This window comes from Nocardia terpenica (genome assembly GCF_013186535.1).
In the GTDB taxonomy this organism is placed as follows: Bacteria; Actinomycetota; Actinomycetes; order Mycobacteriales; family Mycobacteriaceae; genus Nocardia; species Nocardia terpenica.
The window spans coordinates 36,878-49,829 of the sequence record NZ_JABMCZ010000001.1; the positions used below are offsets into that span (position 1 = coordinate 36,878).

Genomic DNA, 12,952 nt, shown 5'->3' on the forward strand with positions numbered 1-12,952 from the left:
GGTGTGCCGGGGTGATCGTGGGCTGGGTGTGCCGGGGTGATCGTGGGCTGGGTGTGCCGGGGTGATCGTGGGCTGGGTGTGCCGGGGTGATCGTGGGCTGGGTGTGCCGGGGTGATCGTGGGCTGGGTGTGCCGGGGTGATCGTGGGCTGGGTGTGCCGGGGTGATCGTGGGCTGGGTGTGCCGGGATGGTCGTGGGCTGGGTGTGCCGGGGCCATCGTGGATTGGATGTGCCGGGGCGATCGTGGATTTGGTGTGCCGGGGCCATTGTGGGTTCGGTGGTTAGGCGCGTTCTAGGATGCCGCGTAGTAGCTTGCCCAGGCGGGGGGCGGCGGCCTTGCCTTCGGCGAGTACTTCGGCGTGCGATAGATGGGCGCCGGTTACTCCGGCGGCCAGGTTGGTGACCAGGGAGATGCCCAGGACGCGTGCGCCGAGGGCGCGGCAGGCGATGGCCTCCAGGACCGTCGACATGCCTACCAGGTCGGCGCCCAGGGTGGCGAACATGCGGATCTCGGCGGGGGTTTCGTATTGCGGGCCGTGCAGGCCTACGTATACGCCCTCGGTCAGGCGGGAGTCGACCTCGTGGGCGAGCTTGCGCAGCTGCGGATCCCACGCGTCGACCAGGTCCACGAAGGTGGCGCCGACCAGGGGCGTGTGCCCGGTCAGGTTGATGTGGTCGCTGATCAGCACCGGCTCGCCGACCTGCAACCCGGCCCGGATACCGCCCGCCGCATTGGTGAGCAGCACCGTGTCGGCGCCGGCCGCGATGGCCGAGCGCACCCCGTGCACCACCTGGGCGGGCTCGTGGCCCTCGTACAGATGCTGGCGGCCCATCATCAACAGCACGGGTGTGTCGTTCACGCGCACCGAGTGCACGGTGCCCTGATGTCCCTGCGCGGTCGGCGCCCCGAACCCCGGCAGCTCCGACATCGGCACCGACACCGACGGCGTGCCGATCTCGGCCGCCGCCTCCTGCCATCCCGATCCGAGCACCACCGCGATGCGGTGACGCGACACTCCGGTACGTTCGGCGATCGCCTGGGCGGCCTGTTCGGCAAGCATGCGGCCCACGATAGTTGGCCGGGCGCGGTGGCGTATCCCACGGGCCGGGGCAGGATAGGGGCCGTGCGTGAACTCGTCGTCCTCGGGACCGCCAGTCAGGTGCCCACCCGTCAGCGCAACCACAACGGTTATCTGCTGCGGTGGGACAACGAAGGATTGCTGTTCGATCCGGGGGAGGGGACGCAGCGGCAGATGCTGTTCGCCGGGGTGTCCGCCACCGGCATCACCCGGATCTGCATCACTCATTTCCACGGCGATCACTGCCTGGGCCTGTCCGGAATCATCGCGCGGCTCAACCTCGATCGGGTGCCGCACGCGGTCGATGTGTGCTTCCCGGCCTCGGGCCGCGTGTTCTACGAGCGGCTGCGCGATGTGGTCCCGTGGTTCCCGGGACTGCGCGAGCGGCCCGTCGCCGAACCGGGGCCGATCCCGCTGGCGGGAGTGCCGTTCACGCTTGAGGCGGTGCCGCTGTCGCATCGCATCGATACCTTCGGCTACCGGCTCGTCGAACCGGACGGGCGGCGGATGCTGCCGGATCGGCTGGCGCACTTCGGGATCGCCGGACGCGATGTCGGAATCCTGCAGCGCGAGGGCGCATTACGGCTCGCCGACGGCCGCACGGTCGCGCTCGCCGAGGTCTCGGCCGTGCGGCGGGGCCAGCGCTTCGCCTTCGTCATGGACACCCGGATGTGTTCCGGCGTCGAGGAATTGGCGCAGGACGCCGACATGCTGGTGATCGAGTCCACCTTCCTCGACGACGACGCCGACCTGGCCCACGAGTTCGGCCATCTCACCGCGGGCCAGGCCGCCCGGGTGGCCGCCGACGCCGGGGTGCGCACGCTGGTGCTCACCCATTTCTCCCAGCGCTATCGCGACCTGGAGGGCCACCGCGTCGAGGCGCGCAAGTATTTCGACGGTGAACTCGTGGTGGCCGAGGATCTCATGCGCGTCCCGGTTCCGACTCGGCGGTAACTTAGGGCATATTCTCTGGCCATGCCGTATTTGGAACGTGACGGGGACGTGTTCGTCCTCTACCTCGGCAACGAGGGCCAGACCGACAACGAGAACCGCTTCCATCCCGACTGGATCGACGCATTCCACGGCCTGCTGGACGAGGTGGAGGGCTCGGAAGGCCCCGCTGCCCTGGTCACCGTGGCGACCGGCAAGTTCTACAGCAACGGCCTCGACACCGACTGGCTGTTCGCCAACTTCGACAAGAACTGCTGGTACCTGGACCGGGTGCACACCCTCTACACCCGGCTGCTGACCTTCCCGATGGCGACCGTCGCGGCCGTCAACGGTCACGCCTTCGGCGCGGGCGCGATGCTCGCCCTCTCCCACGACTTCCGGGTCATGCGGGCCGACCGCGGCTACTGGTGCCTGCCCGAGGTACACCTGGGCATGCCGTTCACCGTCGCGATGAACGCCCTGGTGACCGGGCGGCTCACCAACCAGGTCGCGGTGGAGGCCATGACCACCGGCCGCCGCTACGGCGCCGACGACGCCATCGCCGCGGCCATCGTCGACGACAAGGCCGAGGCCGACCAGGTGCTGGCGGCCGCGGTGGCCCGCGCGGCGGCGCTGGCCGGCAACCGCAAACCCAACCTGCCGGTCATCAAGCGCGCCCTGCATGCCCGCACGCTGGAGGGGCTGGCGGTGGTCACCACCGAGGAGAACCTGGCGTTCGCGCCCTGATAACCCGATACCTGCCGCGGCGCCCGCAGTGCAACACTGTGTGCCATGCCACCCAGCGGCGATGATCGGACGAATGGGCACCAGGGCGCGTTGGCGCCCGCGGATCCGGCGCTGGTCGCCGCCGCCGATCGGGGGATCGGCGCGGCGGCCGGCGAACTACTCGGGCTCGCGCGGTCCATCCACGCCGAGCCCGAACTGGCCTTCGCGGAAACCCGCAGCGTCGCAAAGATTCTGGCCCCGCTTCGGGAGCGCGGCTTCGAGATCCGCACCCCCGTGGCCGATCTGGACACCGCCTTCACCGCCACCTACGGCAGCGGCGAGTTGGTGGTGGGAATCTGCGCCGAGTACGACGCGTTGCCAGAGATCGGGCATGCCTGCGGGCACAACCTGATCGCCGCGTCGGCGGTGGGTGCCGCGCTGGGCCTGGCCGAGGTGGCCGATGCGTGCGGCATCACCGTGACGGTGTTCGGCACGCCGGCCGAGGAAAGCGGGGGTGGCAAGGTATTGATGCTGGAGCGAGGCGTTTTCGACGGCGTCGGCATGGCCATGATGGTGCATCCGGGGCCGGTCGACATCGCCGGCGCGTATTCGCTGGCACTGGCCGACTGGTCGATTCTGTTCCACGGCCGCGAGGCGCATGCCAGCGCCGCGCCCGAACAAGGGCGAAACGCCGCAGATGCCATGACCGTCGCCCAAGTTGCGTTAGGTTTGCTGAGGCAGCATCTCCACCCAGGTCAGCAACTCCACGGTATAGTCAAGACGGGTGGCGTCGCCCCCAACATAGTCCCCGGACGTGCGGAACTGCTGTATTACCTACGGGCAGTCGACTCCGCATCCCTCGACGATCTGATGCGACGGGCATCGGCATGCTTCGAGGCCGGAGCGTTGGCAACCGGATGCACACACGAAATCCGGACGCTGGCGCCCACGTACACCGAGCTCACGCCCGACCCCGCACTCCTGAGTGCGTATCGAGAGCAGATCGTCGGCCTGGGACGGGTGCCGCTCGCGCAGGAGCTGGAAGCAGCCCGCCCGCTGGGCAGCACCGATATGGGCAACGTCACGAATGTCATCCCGGGCATTCACCCGGTGATCGGCATCGAGGCCGGGGGTGCGGTGACGCATCAGCCGGAGTTCGCGGCCGCATGTGTGGGCGAATCCGCGGACCGTGCGGTGAAAGATGGGGCTACAGCCATGGCGCGTACTGCGATACAGATTGCGGGCGACCAATTTCACAGGGACAGGTTGTTGGAGCGCAGCCTGCGACAGCGACAGGAGGACATTCGGTGAGCACAACCGGCCGGTCTCCGCGGACGACGGGCCCGGAGGCGGCAGCTTGCGTCACCACGGAGGGACCCGGGAACGCCGTCTCGAGCGCGGCGCGGACGGGGCCGCGGACCGCGGCGTGCGTCGGCGCCGAGGGCACGGAATCTCCCACGGAGGAGGACCCGGCCTCGAACGCCGCGCGCGCCACCGTGGAGAAGTGGCTGAGCGAGCACGGCGAGGACCTGATCGGGTGGCGGCGGCACATCCACGCCAACCCGGAGCTGTCCCGCGCGGAGTTCGCCACCACCGAATTCATCGAATCCTGGCTGGTCAAAGCCGGATTGGAGCCGCGCAAACTGCCGACCGGCGCCGGCTTGATCTGCGATATCGGCCCGGAGGGGCCGCGCATCGGGCTGCGCGCCGACATGGACGCGCTACCGCTGCAGGAGTACACCGGGCGGCCGTTCGCCTCCACCGTGCCCGGCGTGTCGCACGCCTGCGGGCACGACGCCCACACCGCCATCCTGCTCGGCACCGCCCTGGCGCTGGCCGAGGTGCCGGAGCTGCCGGTGGGGGTGCGGCTGGTGTTCCAGCACGCCGAGGAGGTCATGCCCGGCGGCGCCATCGACATGGTCGCGGCGGGCGCGATGGCGGACGTCTCGCGCATGTTCGCGCTGCACTGCGATCCGCGGCTGGAGGTCGGCCGGGTCGGCGTCCGGGTCGGCCCGATCACCTCGGCCGCCGATACCGTTGAGCTGGTGCTGGATTCGCCCGGCGGGCACACCTCCCGCCCGCACCTGACCAGCGACCTGGTGTACGCCATCGGCACCGTCATCACCGGGCTGCCCGGCATGCTGAGCCGCCGCATCGATCCGCGCACCAGCACCGTGATGGTGTGGGGCGCGGTGTCGGCGGGCAAGGCGCCCAACGCGATTCCGCAGACCGGCATGCTCACCGGCACCGTCCGCACCGGCGACCACGCGACCTGGTCGCTGCTCGAGCCGATGGTGCGCGAGATCGTGGACGGGCTGCTCGCCCCGACCGGCGTGCGATACCAGCTCAACTACAAGCGCGGCGTGCCGCCGGTGGTCAACGAGGAGCAGGCCACCCGCATGCTGGAGAACGCCATCCGCGCACTCGGCCCCGACGCACTGTCGGACACCCCGCAATCCGGTGGCGGCGAAGATTTCTCGTGGTACCTGGAGGAGGTGCCCGGCGCCATGGCCCGCCTCGGTGTGTGGTCGGGCGAGGGCGACCAGCTGGACCTGCACCAGCCGACCTTCGACATCGACGAGCGCGCACTGAGCGTCGGCGTGCGCGTCATGACCAATGTGGTGCTGGGGGCGCGCTAGGCGCGGCGACGAACGCGAGCCCGGGTGCACCGTACGGTGTCCCGGGCTCGTCTCACATCAGCCCGAAGGTTCCCGGCCCCACGTTGCGGCTGTTGCGGGTGCGCAGGGCGTGGACGTAATCGGCCGGGGCGCCGGCCTTTTCGGCCGCGTCCGCGATCACGCCGATGTAGCGGGCCGAGGGCAGGCCGCCCTCGTAGGCGTCGAGCACGTACAGCCACGCCAGCACCGGCTCGGTCGCGGCGCCGGGATTGGCGGTGACGCGCAGCCGGATCTTCTTGTGGATGCCGAAATCGGAGCCCTCCCATCGGTCCAGGCTCTGCTCGTCCTCGGCGGAGACGTCGTAGAGCACGACGAACACCCGCGAGCCGGGTTCCTCCACCACCGTGGCGAGCGGTCCCTCCCACCCGATGTCGTCCCCGGCGAAGGTGAGGCGCCACCCCTCGAGCCAGCCGGTTCCGTACACGGGTGAGTGCGGACAGCGCTTGAGCATCTGCTCGGGATCCATGTTGGACCCATAGGCGGCGTATATCGGCACCAAGAAAGCGTATCGAATGCGGACAGTGTTTGAGGCGTCGCTTCGCTCGGCGGGAGTTCGCGGCCCCCGCGGGCTCGGTGTTCGGCGGCCGCAAACTCCTCTGGTGTGGGCATTCGTCGGACGCGACCGTTTGCCGGTCGGCGCGCGGGCGTGTCGGGGCGCACACCGGCGATGCGACCGACGGCGCCGGGAGCAGGACCGATAACGTTATAACGACCGGAGATCCCGGTTGTGGAGCTCGATAGCGGAGGTACACATGACCCGCATTGCAATCATCGGGGGCGGCCCCGCCGGCTACGAAGCGGCGTTGGTGGCGGCCCAGCACGGCGCGTCGGTCACGGTGATCGACAGCGACGGCATCGGTGGCGCGTGCGTGCTGTGGGATTGTGTGCCGTCGAAGACGTTCATCGCCTCGACCGGCGTGCGCACCGATCTGCGCCGCGCCCGGGATCTGGGGATCACCCTGGATCCGGGCCAGGCGCAGGTGCGGCTGCCCGAGGTGCACGCCCGCGTGAAGGCGCTGGCGCAGGCCCAGTCCTCCGACATCCGCGCCAAACTGCAGGCGGCCGGGGTGAATCTGCTGGCCGGTTCCGGCGAGCTGATCGACCAGACCGCGGGCCTGGCCACCCATCTGGTGCGCGCCCGGCTGCACGACGGCCAGGAGCGGGTGATCGAGGCCGAGGTCGTGCTGATCGCCACCGGCGCCAGCCCGCGCGTGCTCCCCGGCGCCGAGCCCGACGGCGAGCGCGTTCTCAACTGGCGCCAGCTCTACGACCTCGAGGAACTACCCGAGACCCTGGTGGTGGTCGGATCCGGTGTCACCGGCGCCGAATTCGTCTCCGCCTACACCGAAATGGGCGTCCAGGTGAAGCTGGTGTCCAGCCGCGACCGGGTGCTGCCGGGCGAGGACGCCGACGCCGCACTGGTCCTCGAGGACGCGCTGGCCGAGCGCGGCGTGGAACTGGTCAAGCACGCCCGCGCCGACGCGGTGGAGCGCACCGCCGACGGTGTGGTGGTCAAGCTGTCCGACGGCCGCACCGTCACCGGCACGCACGCGCTCATGACCGTCGGTTCCACGCCCAATACCTCCGGCCTGGGCCTGGAGCGGATCGGCATCCAGGTCGACAAGGGCGGCTACCTGCGGGTCGACCGGGTGTCGCGGACCACGGTGCCGGGCATCTACGCGGCCGGCGACTGTACCGGCGTGCTGCCGCTGGCCTCGGTGGCCGCCATGCAGGGCCGCATCGCGATGTATCACGCGCTCGGCGAGGGTGTGCAGCCCATCCGGCTCAAGACGGTGGCCTCCGCGGTATTCACCCGGCCGGAGATCGCGACGGTCGGCGTCAGCCAGACCGCGATCGATAACGGCGAGGTGCCCGCCCGCACGGTGATGCTGCCGCTGAACACCAACCCGCGCGCCAAGATGGGCGGACTGCGGCGCGGCTTCGTGAAGGTCTTCTGCCGCCCCGCCACCGGCGTGGTGATCGGCGGTGTGGTGGTGGCCCCGATCGCCTCCGAACTGATCCTGCCGATCGCCATGGCGGTGCAGAACAATCTGACGGTCAACGATCTGGCACAGACGTTCTCGGTCTACCCGTCGCTGTCCGGTTCGATCACCGAGGCGGCCCGGCAGCTGATGCGCCACGACGATCTGGGCTGAGCATTTCCTGCGCCCTTGACATCACGGGCTTGACACCCGCGTGTTCGGGCCGGACCGGACACGAAGTCCGTGTTGCCTGAATGTTGTTCGTGTGGTTCACTTCCCGCAGAGAGCGTGTGGTGGGCAGTTGGTAGATTCGAGCGCGGGGGGATTTTTCACCTTTCCCCACAACCGGAGATACGCGAACGGCCCCCCGGGGGCCGCTACAGGGCGTGGGCCCCGGTTGTAGATGAGGGAACAGAGAACACGGTCGTTGTCGCCGCGTCGACCGGTCGTGTTCGGGAAAGGGATAGCGCAGTGAAACATCGTAAGCCGAATCGGGTGCAGCGAGCGATGGCCACGACGTCGTTGCCGCTGGCCACGGCGGCCGCGGTCGCGACGCTTCTCTCGGCGCCCGCGGGCGCGGCCCCGGCGGAGGACCCGGCGGCCGTACCGACCACCCCTGCCCAGCCGGGAGCCGCGGCTCAGGACCAGACCGCCGCCCAGGATCAGATCGCGCCGCAGGACAACACCACCACCCCGGCGCCGGCCCCGAATCAGAATCAGACCCCGGCCCAGCCCGGTGTCAACACCCCGCAGCCGGGTGTCACCAACCCGCCGCAAGGGGGCAATACGCCGCAGCCGGGCGTCACCAACCCGCCGCAGGGCGGTAACACGCCGCAGCCGGGTGTGACTCCGCCGCAGCAGAACTCGCCGGATCAGAACCTCGTCGCGCCGACTCAGCCGGGCGTCACCACCCCGCGCGTCGCGCCGCTGCCGGTGCCCGGCCAGTGCAACCCGGACGCCCTCGCGGCCGCGCCGGGCCCGAACCAGTGCGCCCCGAACCAGGTGCAGCCCGCCATCGTTCCGGGCGCCCCGAACAACAGCCAGCCCCAGCAGGTGCAGCCGGGCCAGCAGGCACAGCCCGCGCAGCCGGGCCAGCCGGGCACCGGCAACAACCAGTCGGGTGAGCAGGGCGGCATGGACAACCTGACCGGCAACGGCCGCGGCCAGGGCACCCAGCCGCAGCAGGAGCAGCCGCGGTGGAATTCGCCGAGCCTGCAGGCCGCCCCGGCGGCCCCGGTGGTCCAGATGACGGGCCCGCACACCGAGGTCGGCGCCAACGTCGACGGCGGCTCGATCCTGCCCGGCTTCGTGGCCAACACCCATCACTTCAGCAACCTGCAGGGTTACGTCGGCACCATCGGCTACAACACGCCAACCGGTAAGGGCGACGCCGGTGTGTCGGTGGAGTTCATCGAGGCGAACAAGATCAAGGTCACCTCCTACGTCCACAACACCGGCACCGACGACCAGAAGTCGGAAACCTACGTCGACACCACCCAGGCCAACGCCGCCAAGGCCGCGGTCGAGGGCTGGATTCGGCAGCAGCCGGGTGGTGCGGCCGCGCTCGATGCCGCCGCCCGAATTGGTAGGCTTCCAGAGGGCGACATCGCCCCGCAGACGGTGGACGTCGCGGGCGTCACCGGGCAGTGGGGCGGTTCGGTCCAGTACTGACACTGAATCGACGGGTGGGGCGGTCGTTCGCGACCGCCCCACGCGCGTGTCATGGGGAAGGGACGGGTGATGGCCTCCGACGACGCCAAGCAACATGACGAATCCGGACGGTCGGCTCCGCGGGAGCAAGGTCACGGCGAGCAGCAGCAGCCTGCACAGGACGATTCGGGCTTCGGCCCGCCGCTCGCCGAATTCGGGCCTCCGGTAGACACTTTCGGCGGTTCCGCGTTCGGTCCGCCGACCGCCGATTCCGGGCCGGGCTGGTCCCCGGCCGACGCGCCCGCCCGGCCCACCCTGGGCTGGCAGCCCGCCGACGCCCCCACCTACCGGGCCCCGGACTCGATGCAGCCCCCGAAACCGCCGATGCCCGCGCCCGACCCCGCCCCACCGACGGCGCGCTACACCGACACCCCACCCTCCGACGACGCCACCGAACGCGTCGACCGCGAAACCTGGTGGCGGGCCTCCCCCCAGAGCTTCCCGCCCATCCCACCCCGAGAATCCACCGGATCCCTGTGGGACGACGACGAATTGGCGAAGAAGCTCATGCCTCCCCGCCCCGTCGCCCCACCCGACGAGCCGGAGAAGCCCCGACGAAACAAGGGCATGCTGATCGGGGGCGCCGTCGCCGCGGTGGTGGTGATCGCGGGATTGGTGACCACGGTCGTTATGGTCAGCGGGGGGAACAAGCCCGCCCCGCCCGCCGGTCCGACGACACCGGCACTGATTGCGGTGAATTGCCCGGCCCGTACCGATGGGAATGTGACGACCGGAAATGGACCGGGGGACACGTCCAGCGGTGTGGGGGCGATTCTCGGTCTCCAACACAGCTATTACGCCGATCGGAGCGCCACGAAGGCACACACGTTCGTGACCCCGGATGTGAATCTCCTACCGGCCGACGCTCTACAGAAGACCATCGACCAGATTCCGCCCCGCACGAACTATTGCCTGCGGATCGAGACGACGAGCCCCGATCACTTCAACGTCGCCATCACCGAATACCACCCGGACGGAAGCTCGCAGGTATACCGGCAGAACGTGACGACCGCGACCAGGGACGGCCGCACCCTGGTTCAGGAAATTCTCACATCGTGAGAAACTAATTTCATACTCTGAGTATGCGCGTGCGACAGTGGGTCGAACGCGCATACCCGGAGGTGTCCATGTCGCCGATCACTCCACCGCTGGCCAGCCGCCTCGACGGCCTGCAGAGCTCGGCGATTCGTGACCTCCTCAAGCTCACGGCCCGTCCGGAGGTCATCGGCCTGGCCGGTGGACTGCCCGATGCGCAGCTCATGCCCCGCGACCGAATCGCGCTGGCCGCCGAGTCGGCATTGGCCGACCGCGCCCGCCTGCAATACACCGAGTCGGCCGGATGGGGCCCACTGCGCGAGGTCCTCGCGGTGCGCGAGTCGGCCCGCCTGGGCAGGCCGGTCCCGCTCGAGGAAGTGTTCGTCACCCATGGCTCGCAGCAGGCGCTTTCACTGCTGGCCGAGGTCCTTCTCGACCCCGGCGCACTGGTCGTGGTCGAGGATCCCGCGTATGTCGGTGCGCTGCAAGTCTTCCGAGCCGCCGGAGCCCGAATCGTGTCCGTTCCCCTCGACTCCGAGGGAATGCGGATCGACGCGCTGGCCGAACTGCTCGACCGCGGCGAGCGCCCGGCCGTCGTGCACACCGTGAGCAACTTCCACAACCCGCGCGGCGTCACCCTGAGCCCACCCCGCCGCCGCGCCCTCGCCGAATTGGCCGAGCGCTACGGATTCTGGGTCATCGAAGACGACCCGTACGGCGAACTATGGTTCGACCACCCCGCCCCGGAACCGGTGGCGTCCCACTCGCCCAACGTGATTCGCCTGTCGAGCACCTCGAAAACCCTGGCCCCCACCCTACGAACCGGCTGGATGATCGCCCCGAACACGGTCTGCCGCGCAGTAGAACTACTGAAACAGGGCGCAGACCTGTGCGGCTCGGCCCTCACCCAACAAATAGCCGCCGACCTCCTCGCCGACACCGACTGGTTCACCGCCCACGTCGACAAGATCCGCCGCATCTACGGCGAGCGCGCCCAATCTCTGGTCGCCGCCCTCCGAACCCGCCTCGGCGCCCGAATCATCAGCACCGACGCCACCGGCGGGATGTTCATCTGGGTCGACTTCACCGACAACACCGACACGATCGCCCTCCTCCCCCGGGCCATCGACCACGGCGTCGCCTTCGTCCCCGGCTCCGCCTTCTCCGTGTCCGGTGCGGAAAGAAATTCAATGCGCCTGTGCTTCACCACCTCCGACACCGCCACCCTGACCGAGGCGGTCGACAGGCTGGCCGGTTCGCTCGGTGAATAGACCGAAATTGCGAGCCGGTACCTAATCCACCCAGTTGTAAGTTCGCTCCACGGCCTTGTTCCACTCCGCGAACAACCGATCCCGTTCCTCTCCCGACATCCTCGGCTCCCACATCTTGTCCTCCGCCCAATTGGCTCGGATTTCCTCTGGGCCGGACCAGAATTCGACCGCCAAGCCCGCGGCGTAGGCCGCGCCCAGGGCGGTGGTTTCGGTTACTACGGGTCGGACCACGGGGACGTCGAGGATGTCGGATTGGAATTGCATGAGGAGGTTGTTGCGGACCATGCCGCCGTCCACCTTGAGGGTGGTCAGTTCCAGGTCGAGGTGGTCGGCCTCGGCGTCGGCGCGCATGGCGTCGATGACCTCGCGGGTCTGGTAGGCGGTGGCCTCCAGGACGGCCCGGGCCAGGTGGCCCTTGTGGACGAAGCGGGTGAGGCCCGCGACGACGCCGCGGGCGTCGGGGCGCCAGCGCGGGGCGAACAGGCCGGAGAACGCGGGAACGATGTAGGCGCCGCCGTTGTCGTCGACGGTGCGGGCCAGCGGCTCGATCTCCCCGGCGCTGGCGATGATGCCGAGGTTGTCGCGCAGCCACTGCACCAGGGAGCCGGTGACCGCGATCGAACCCTCCAGCGCGTACACCGCCGGTGCGTCGCCGAGCCGGTAGCAGACGGTGGTGAGCAGCCCGTGCGTGCTGAACACCGGCGTGGTGCCGGTGTTCAGCAGCATGAAATTGCCTGTGCCGTACGTGTTCTTGGCCTCGCCCGGTCGCAGGCACGCCTGCCCGAAGGTGGCCGCCTGCTGGTCGCCCAGGATGCCCGCGACCGGAACCCCGGCCAGCGGTCCGGATGCCACCTCCGCGTACACCTCCGACGAGCTGCGAATCCGCGGCAGCACCCCCTCCGGCACCCCGAATTCCGCGCAGATCTGCGAATCCCATTGCAGCGTACGAAGATCCATCAACATCGTGCGCGAGGCATTGGTGACATCGGTGACGTGCTCGCCGGTGAGGTTCCACAGCAGCCAGCTGTCGATGGTGCCGAAGCACAGCTCCCCGGCCTCGGCGCGCTCGCGCGCACCCGGCACCTCGTCGAGGATCCAGCGCAGCTTCGGCCCGGCGAAATACGTGCTCAGCGGCAGTCCGGTGCGATCGGCGTAGCGCCGCGGACCGATCGACCCGCCCAACTCCTCGCCCAGCGCCGCGGTGCGGGTGTCCTGCCAGACGATCGCGTTGTGGACCGGCTTCCCGGTCGCGCGGTCCCACACCACGGTCGTCTCGCGCTGATTGGTCACCCCGACCGCGGCGATGTCGGCGGCACTCAGCCCCGCACTGTCGAGCACCTTGCGAACGACGGATTCGACGTTGCGCCAAATGATTTCGGGATCGTGTTCGACCCAGCCCCGCCGCGGGAACAACTGCTCGTGCTCGCGCTGTGCGACGTCGACGACGCGTCCGGAATGGTCGAAGACGATGCACCGGCTCGAGGTCGTGCCCTGGTCGATGGCGGCCACAAAGCGTCGCATTCGAGCAGGCTACTAAACTCG

The 12,952-nt window shown here is 69.4% G+C and carries 11 protein-coding genes; 8 read left to right on the forward strand and 3 right to left on the reverse strand.

All coding sequences use genetic code 11. The features are described 5' to 3' along the window. Nucleotides 1-280 precede the first annotated feature (280 nt). Complete coding sequence (locus tag HPY32_RS00190; RefSeq protein WP_067581788.1) at nucleotides 281-1,060, reverse strand: purine-nucleoside phosphorylase; 780 nt, start codon at nucleotides 1,058-1,060, stop codon at nucleotides 281-283. 63 nt (nucleotides 1,061-1,123) lie between these two features. Here HPY32_RS00190 and HPY32_RS00195 point away from each other — a divergent pair, with 63 nt between their 5' ends. The 4 genes from HPY32_RS00195 to HPY32_RS00210 all read left to right on the forward strand — a co-directional run bounded on the left by HPY32_RS00195 (nucleotide 1,124) and on the right by HPY32_RS00210 (nucleotide 5,373). Then, on the forward strand, nucleotides 1,124-2,032 hold the full coding sequence (locus HPY32_RS00195) for a ribonuclease Z (RefSeq protein ID WP_082870872.1): 909 nt from the start codon (nucleotides 1,124-1,126) through the stop codon (nucleotides 2,030-2,032). 21 nt (nucleotides 2,033-2,053) lie between these two features. Continuing rightward, nucleotides 2,054-2,755, forward strand: coding sequence for an enoyl-CoA hydratase-related protein (locus tag HPY32_RS00200; RefSeq protein ID WP_067581791.1), 702 nt, complete (start codon nucleotides 2,054-2,056; stop codon nucleotides 2,753-2,755). A gap of 45 nt (nucleotides 2,756-2,800) precedes the next feature. Next, nucleotides 2,801-4,045 carry a M20 family metallopeptidase gene (locus tag HPY32_RS00205; protein ID WP_171982677.1) on the forward strand — a complete coding sequence of 415 codons (1,245 nt, stop codon included), beginning with the start codon at nucleotides 2,801-2,803 and terminating at the stop codon, nucleotides 4,043-4,045. 185 nt (nucleotides 4,046-4,230) lie between these two features. Beyond that, nucleotides 4,231-5,373: a M20 family metallopeptidase gene (locus HPY32_RS00210; protein WP_067581794.1), complete on the forward strand. Its 1,143-nt coding sequence runs from the start codon at nucleotides 4,231-4,233 to the stop codon at nucleotides 5,371-5,373. Nucleotides 5,374-5,425: 52 nt separating this feature from the next. Here HPY32_RS00210 and HPY32_RS00215 read toward each other — a convergent pair whose 3' ends face one another. Continuing rightward, on the reverse strand, nucleotides 5,426-5,908 hold the full coding sequence (locus HPY32_RS00215) for a gamma-glutamylcyclotransferase family protein (RefSeq protein ID WP_067581796.1): 483 nt from the start codon (nucleotides 5,906-5,908) through the stop codon (nucleotides 5,426-5,428). A 256-nt stretch (nucleotides 5,909-6,164) separates the two neighbouring features. On the opposite strand from HPY32_RS00215, the gene HPY32_RS00220 reads away from it, so the two are divergent. From HPY32_RS00220 to HPY32_RS00235, 4 genes are all read left to right on the forward strand, one after another. Continuing rightward, nucleotides 6,165-7,568, forward strand: a complete 1,404-nt coding sequence (locus HPY32_RS00220; RefSeq protein WP_067581799.1) for an NAD(P)H-quinone dehydrogenase — start codon at nucleotides 6,165-6,167, stop codon at nucleotides 7,566-7,568. 297 nt (nucleotides 7,569-7,865) lie between these two features. Then, nucleotides 7,866-9,065, forward strand: coding sequence for a hypothetical protein (locus HPY32_RS00225; protein WP_231951451.1), 1,200 nt, complete (start codon nucleotides 7,866-7,868; stop codon nucleotides 9,063-9,065). A 69-nt stretch (nucleotides 9,066-9,134) separates the two neighbouring features. Then, on the forward strand, nucleotides 9,135-10,163 hold the full coding sequence (locus HPY32_RS00230) for a DUF8176 domain-containing protein (protein WP_216675857.1): 1,029 nt from the start codon (nucleotides 9,135-9,137) through the stop codon (nucleotides 10,161-10,163). Between the two features lie 68 nt (nucleotides 10,164-10,231). Then, a complete protein-coding gene (locus HPY32_RS00235; protein ID WP_067585404.1) occupies nucleotides 10,232-11,410 on the forward strand; it encodes an aminotransferase-like domain-containing protein in 1,179 nt (392 codons plus the stop codon). Nucleotides 11,411-11,431: 21 nt separating this feature from the next. Here the strand turns inward: HPY32_RS00235 and glpK are convergent, their stop codons facing one another. Continuing rightward, complete coding sequence (gene glpK / locus HPY32_RS00240; protein WP_067581811.1) at nucleotides 11,432-12,931, reverse strand: glycerol kinase GlpK; 1,500 nt, start codon at nucleotides 12,929-12,931, stop codon at nucleotides 11,432-11,434. Between the last annotated feature and the right edge of the window lie 21 nt (nucleotides 12,932-12,952).

What these genes read in the sequence shown, in the direction of transcription:
- HPY32_RS00190 (WP_067581788.1), bottom strand. Translation starts at nt 1,060, where the DNA reads ATGCTTGCCGAACAGGCCGCCCAGGCGATCGCCGAACGTACCGGAGTG.
- HPY32_RS00200 (WP_067581791.1), top strand. Translation starts at nt 2,054, where the DNA reads ATGCCGTATTTGGAACGTGACGGGGACGTGTTCGTCCTCTACCTCGGC.
- HPY32_RS00205 (WP_171982677.1), top strand. Translation starts at nt 2,801, where the DNA reads ATGCCACCCAGCGGCGATGATCGGACGAATGGGCACCAGGGCGCGTTG.
- HPY32_RS00220 (WP_067581799.1), top strand. Translation starts at nt 6,165, where the DNA reads ATGACCCGCATTGCAATCATCGGGGGCGGCCCCGCCGGCTACGAAGCG.
- HPY32_RS00230 (WP_216675857.1), top strand. Translation starts at nt 9,135, where the DNA reads ATGGCCTCCGACGACGCCAAGCAACATGACGAATCCGGACGGTCGGCT.
- HPY32_RS00235 (WP_067585404.1), top strand. Translation starts at nt 10,232, where the DNA reads ATGTCGCCGATCACTCCACCGCTGGCCAGCCGCCTCGACGGCCTGCAG.
- glpK (WP_067581811.1), bottom strand. Translation starts at nt 12,931, where the DNA reads ATGCGACGCTTTGTGGCCGCCATCGACCAGGGCACGACCTCGAGCCGG.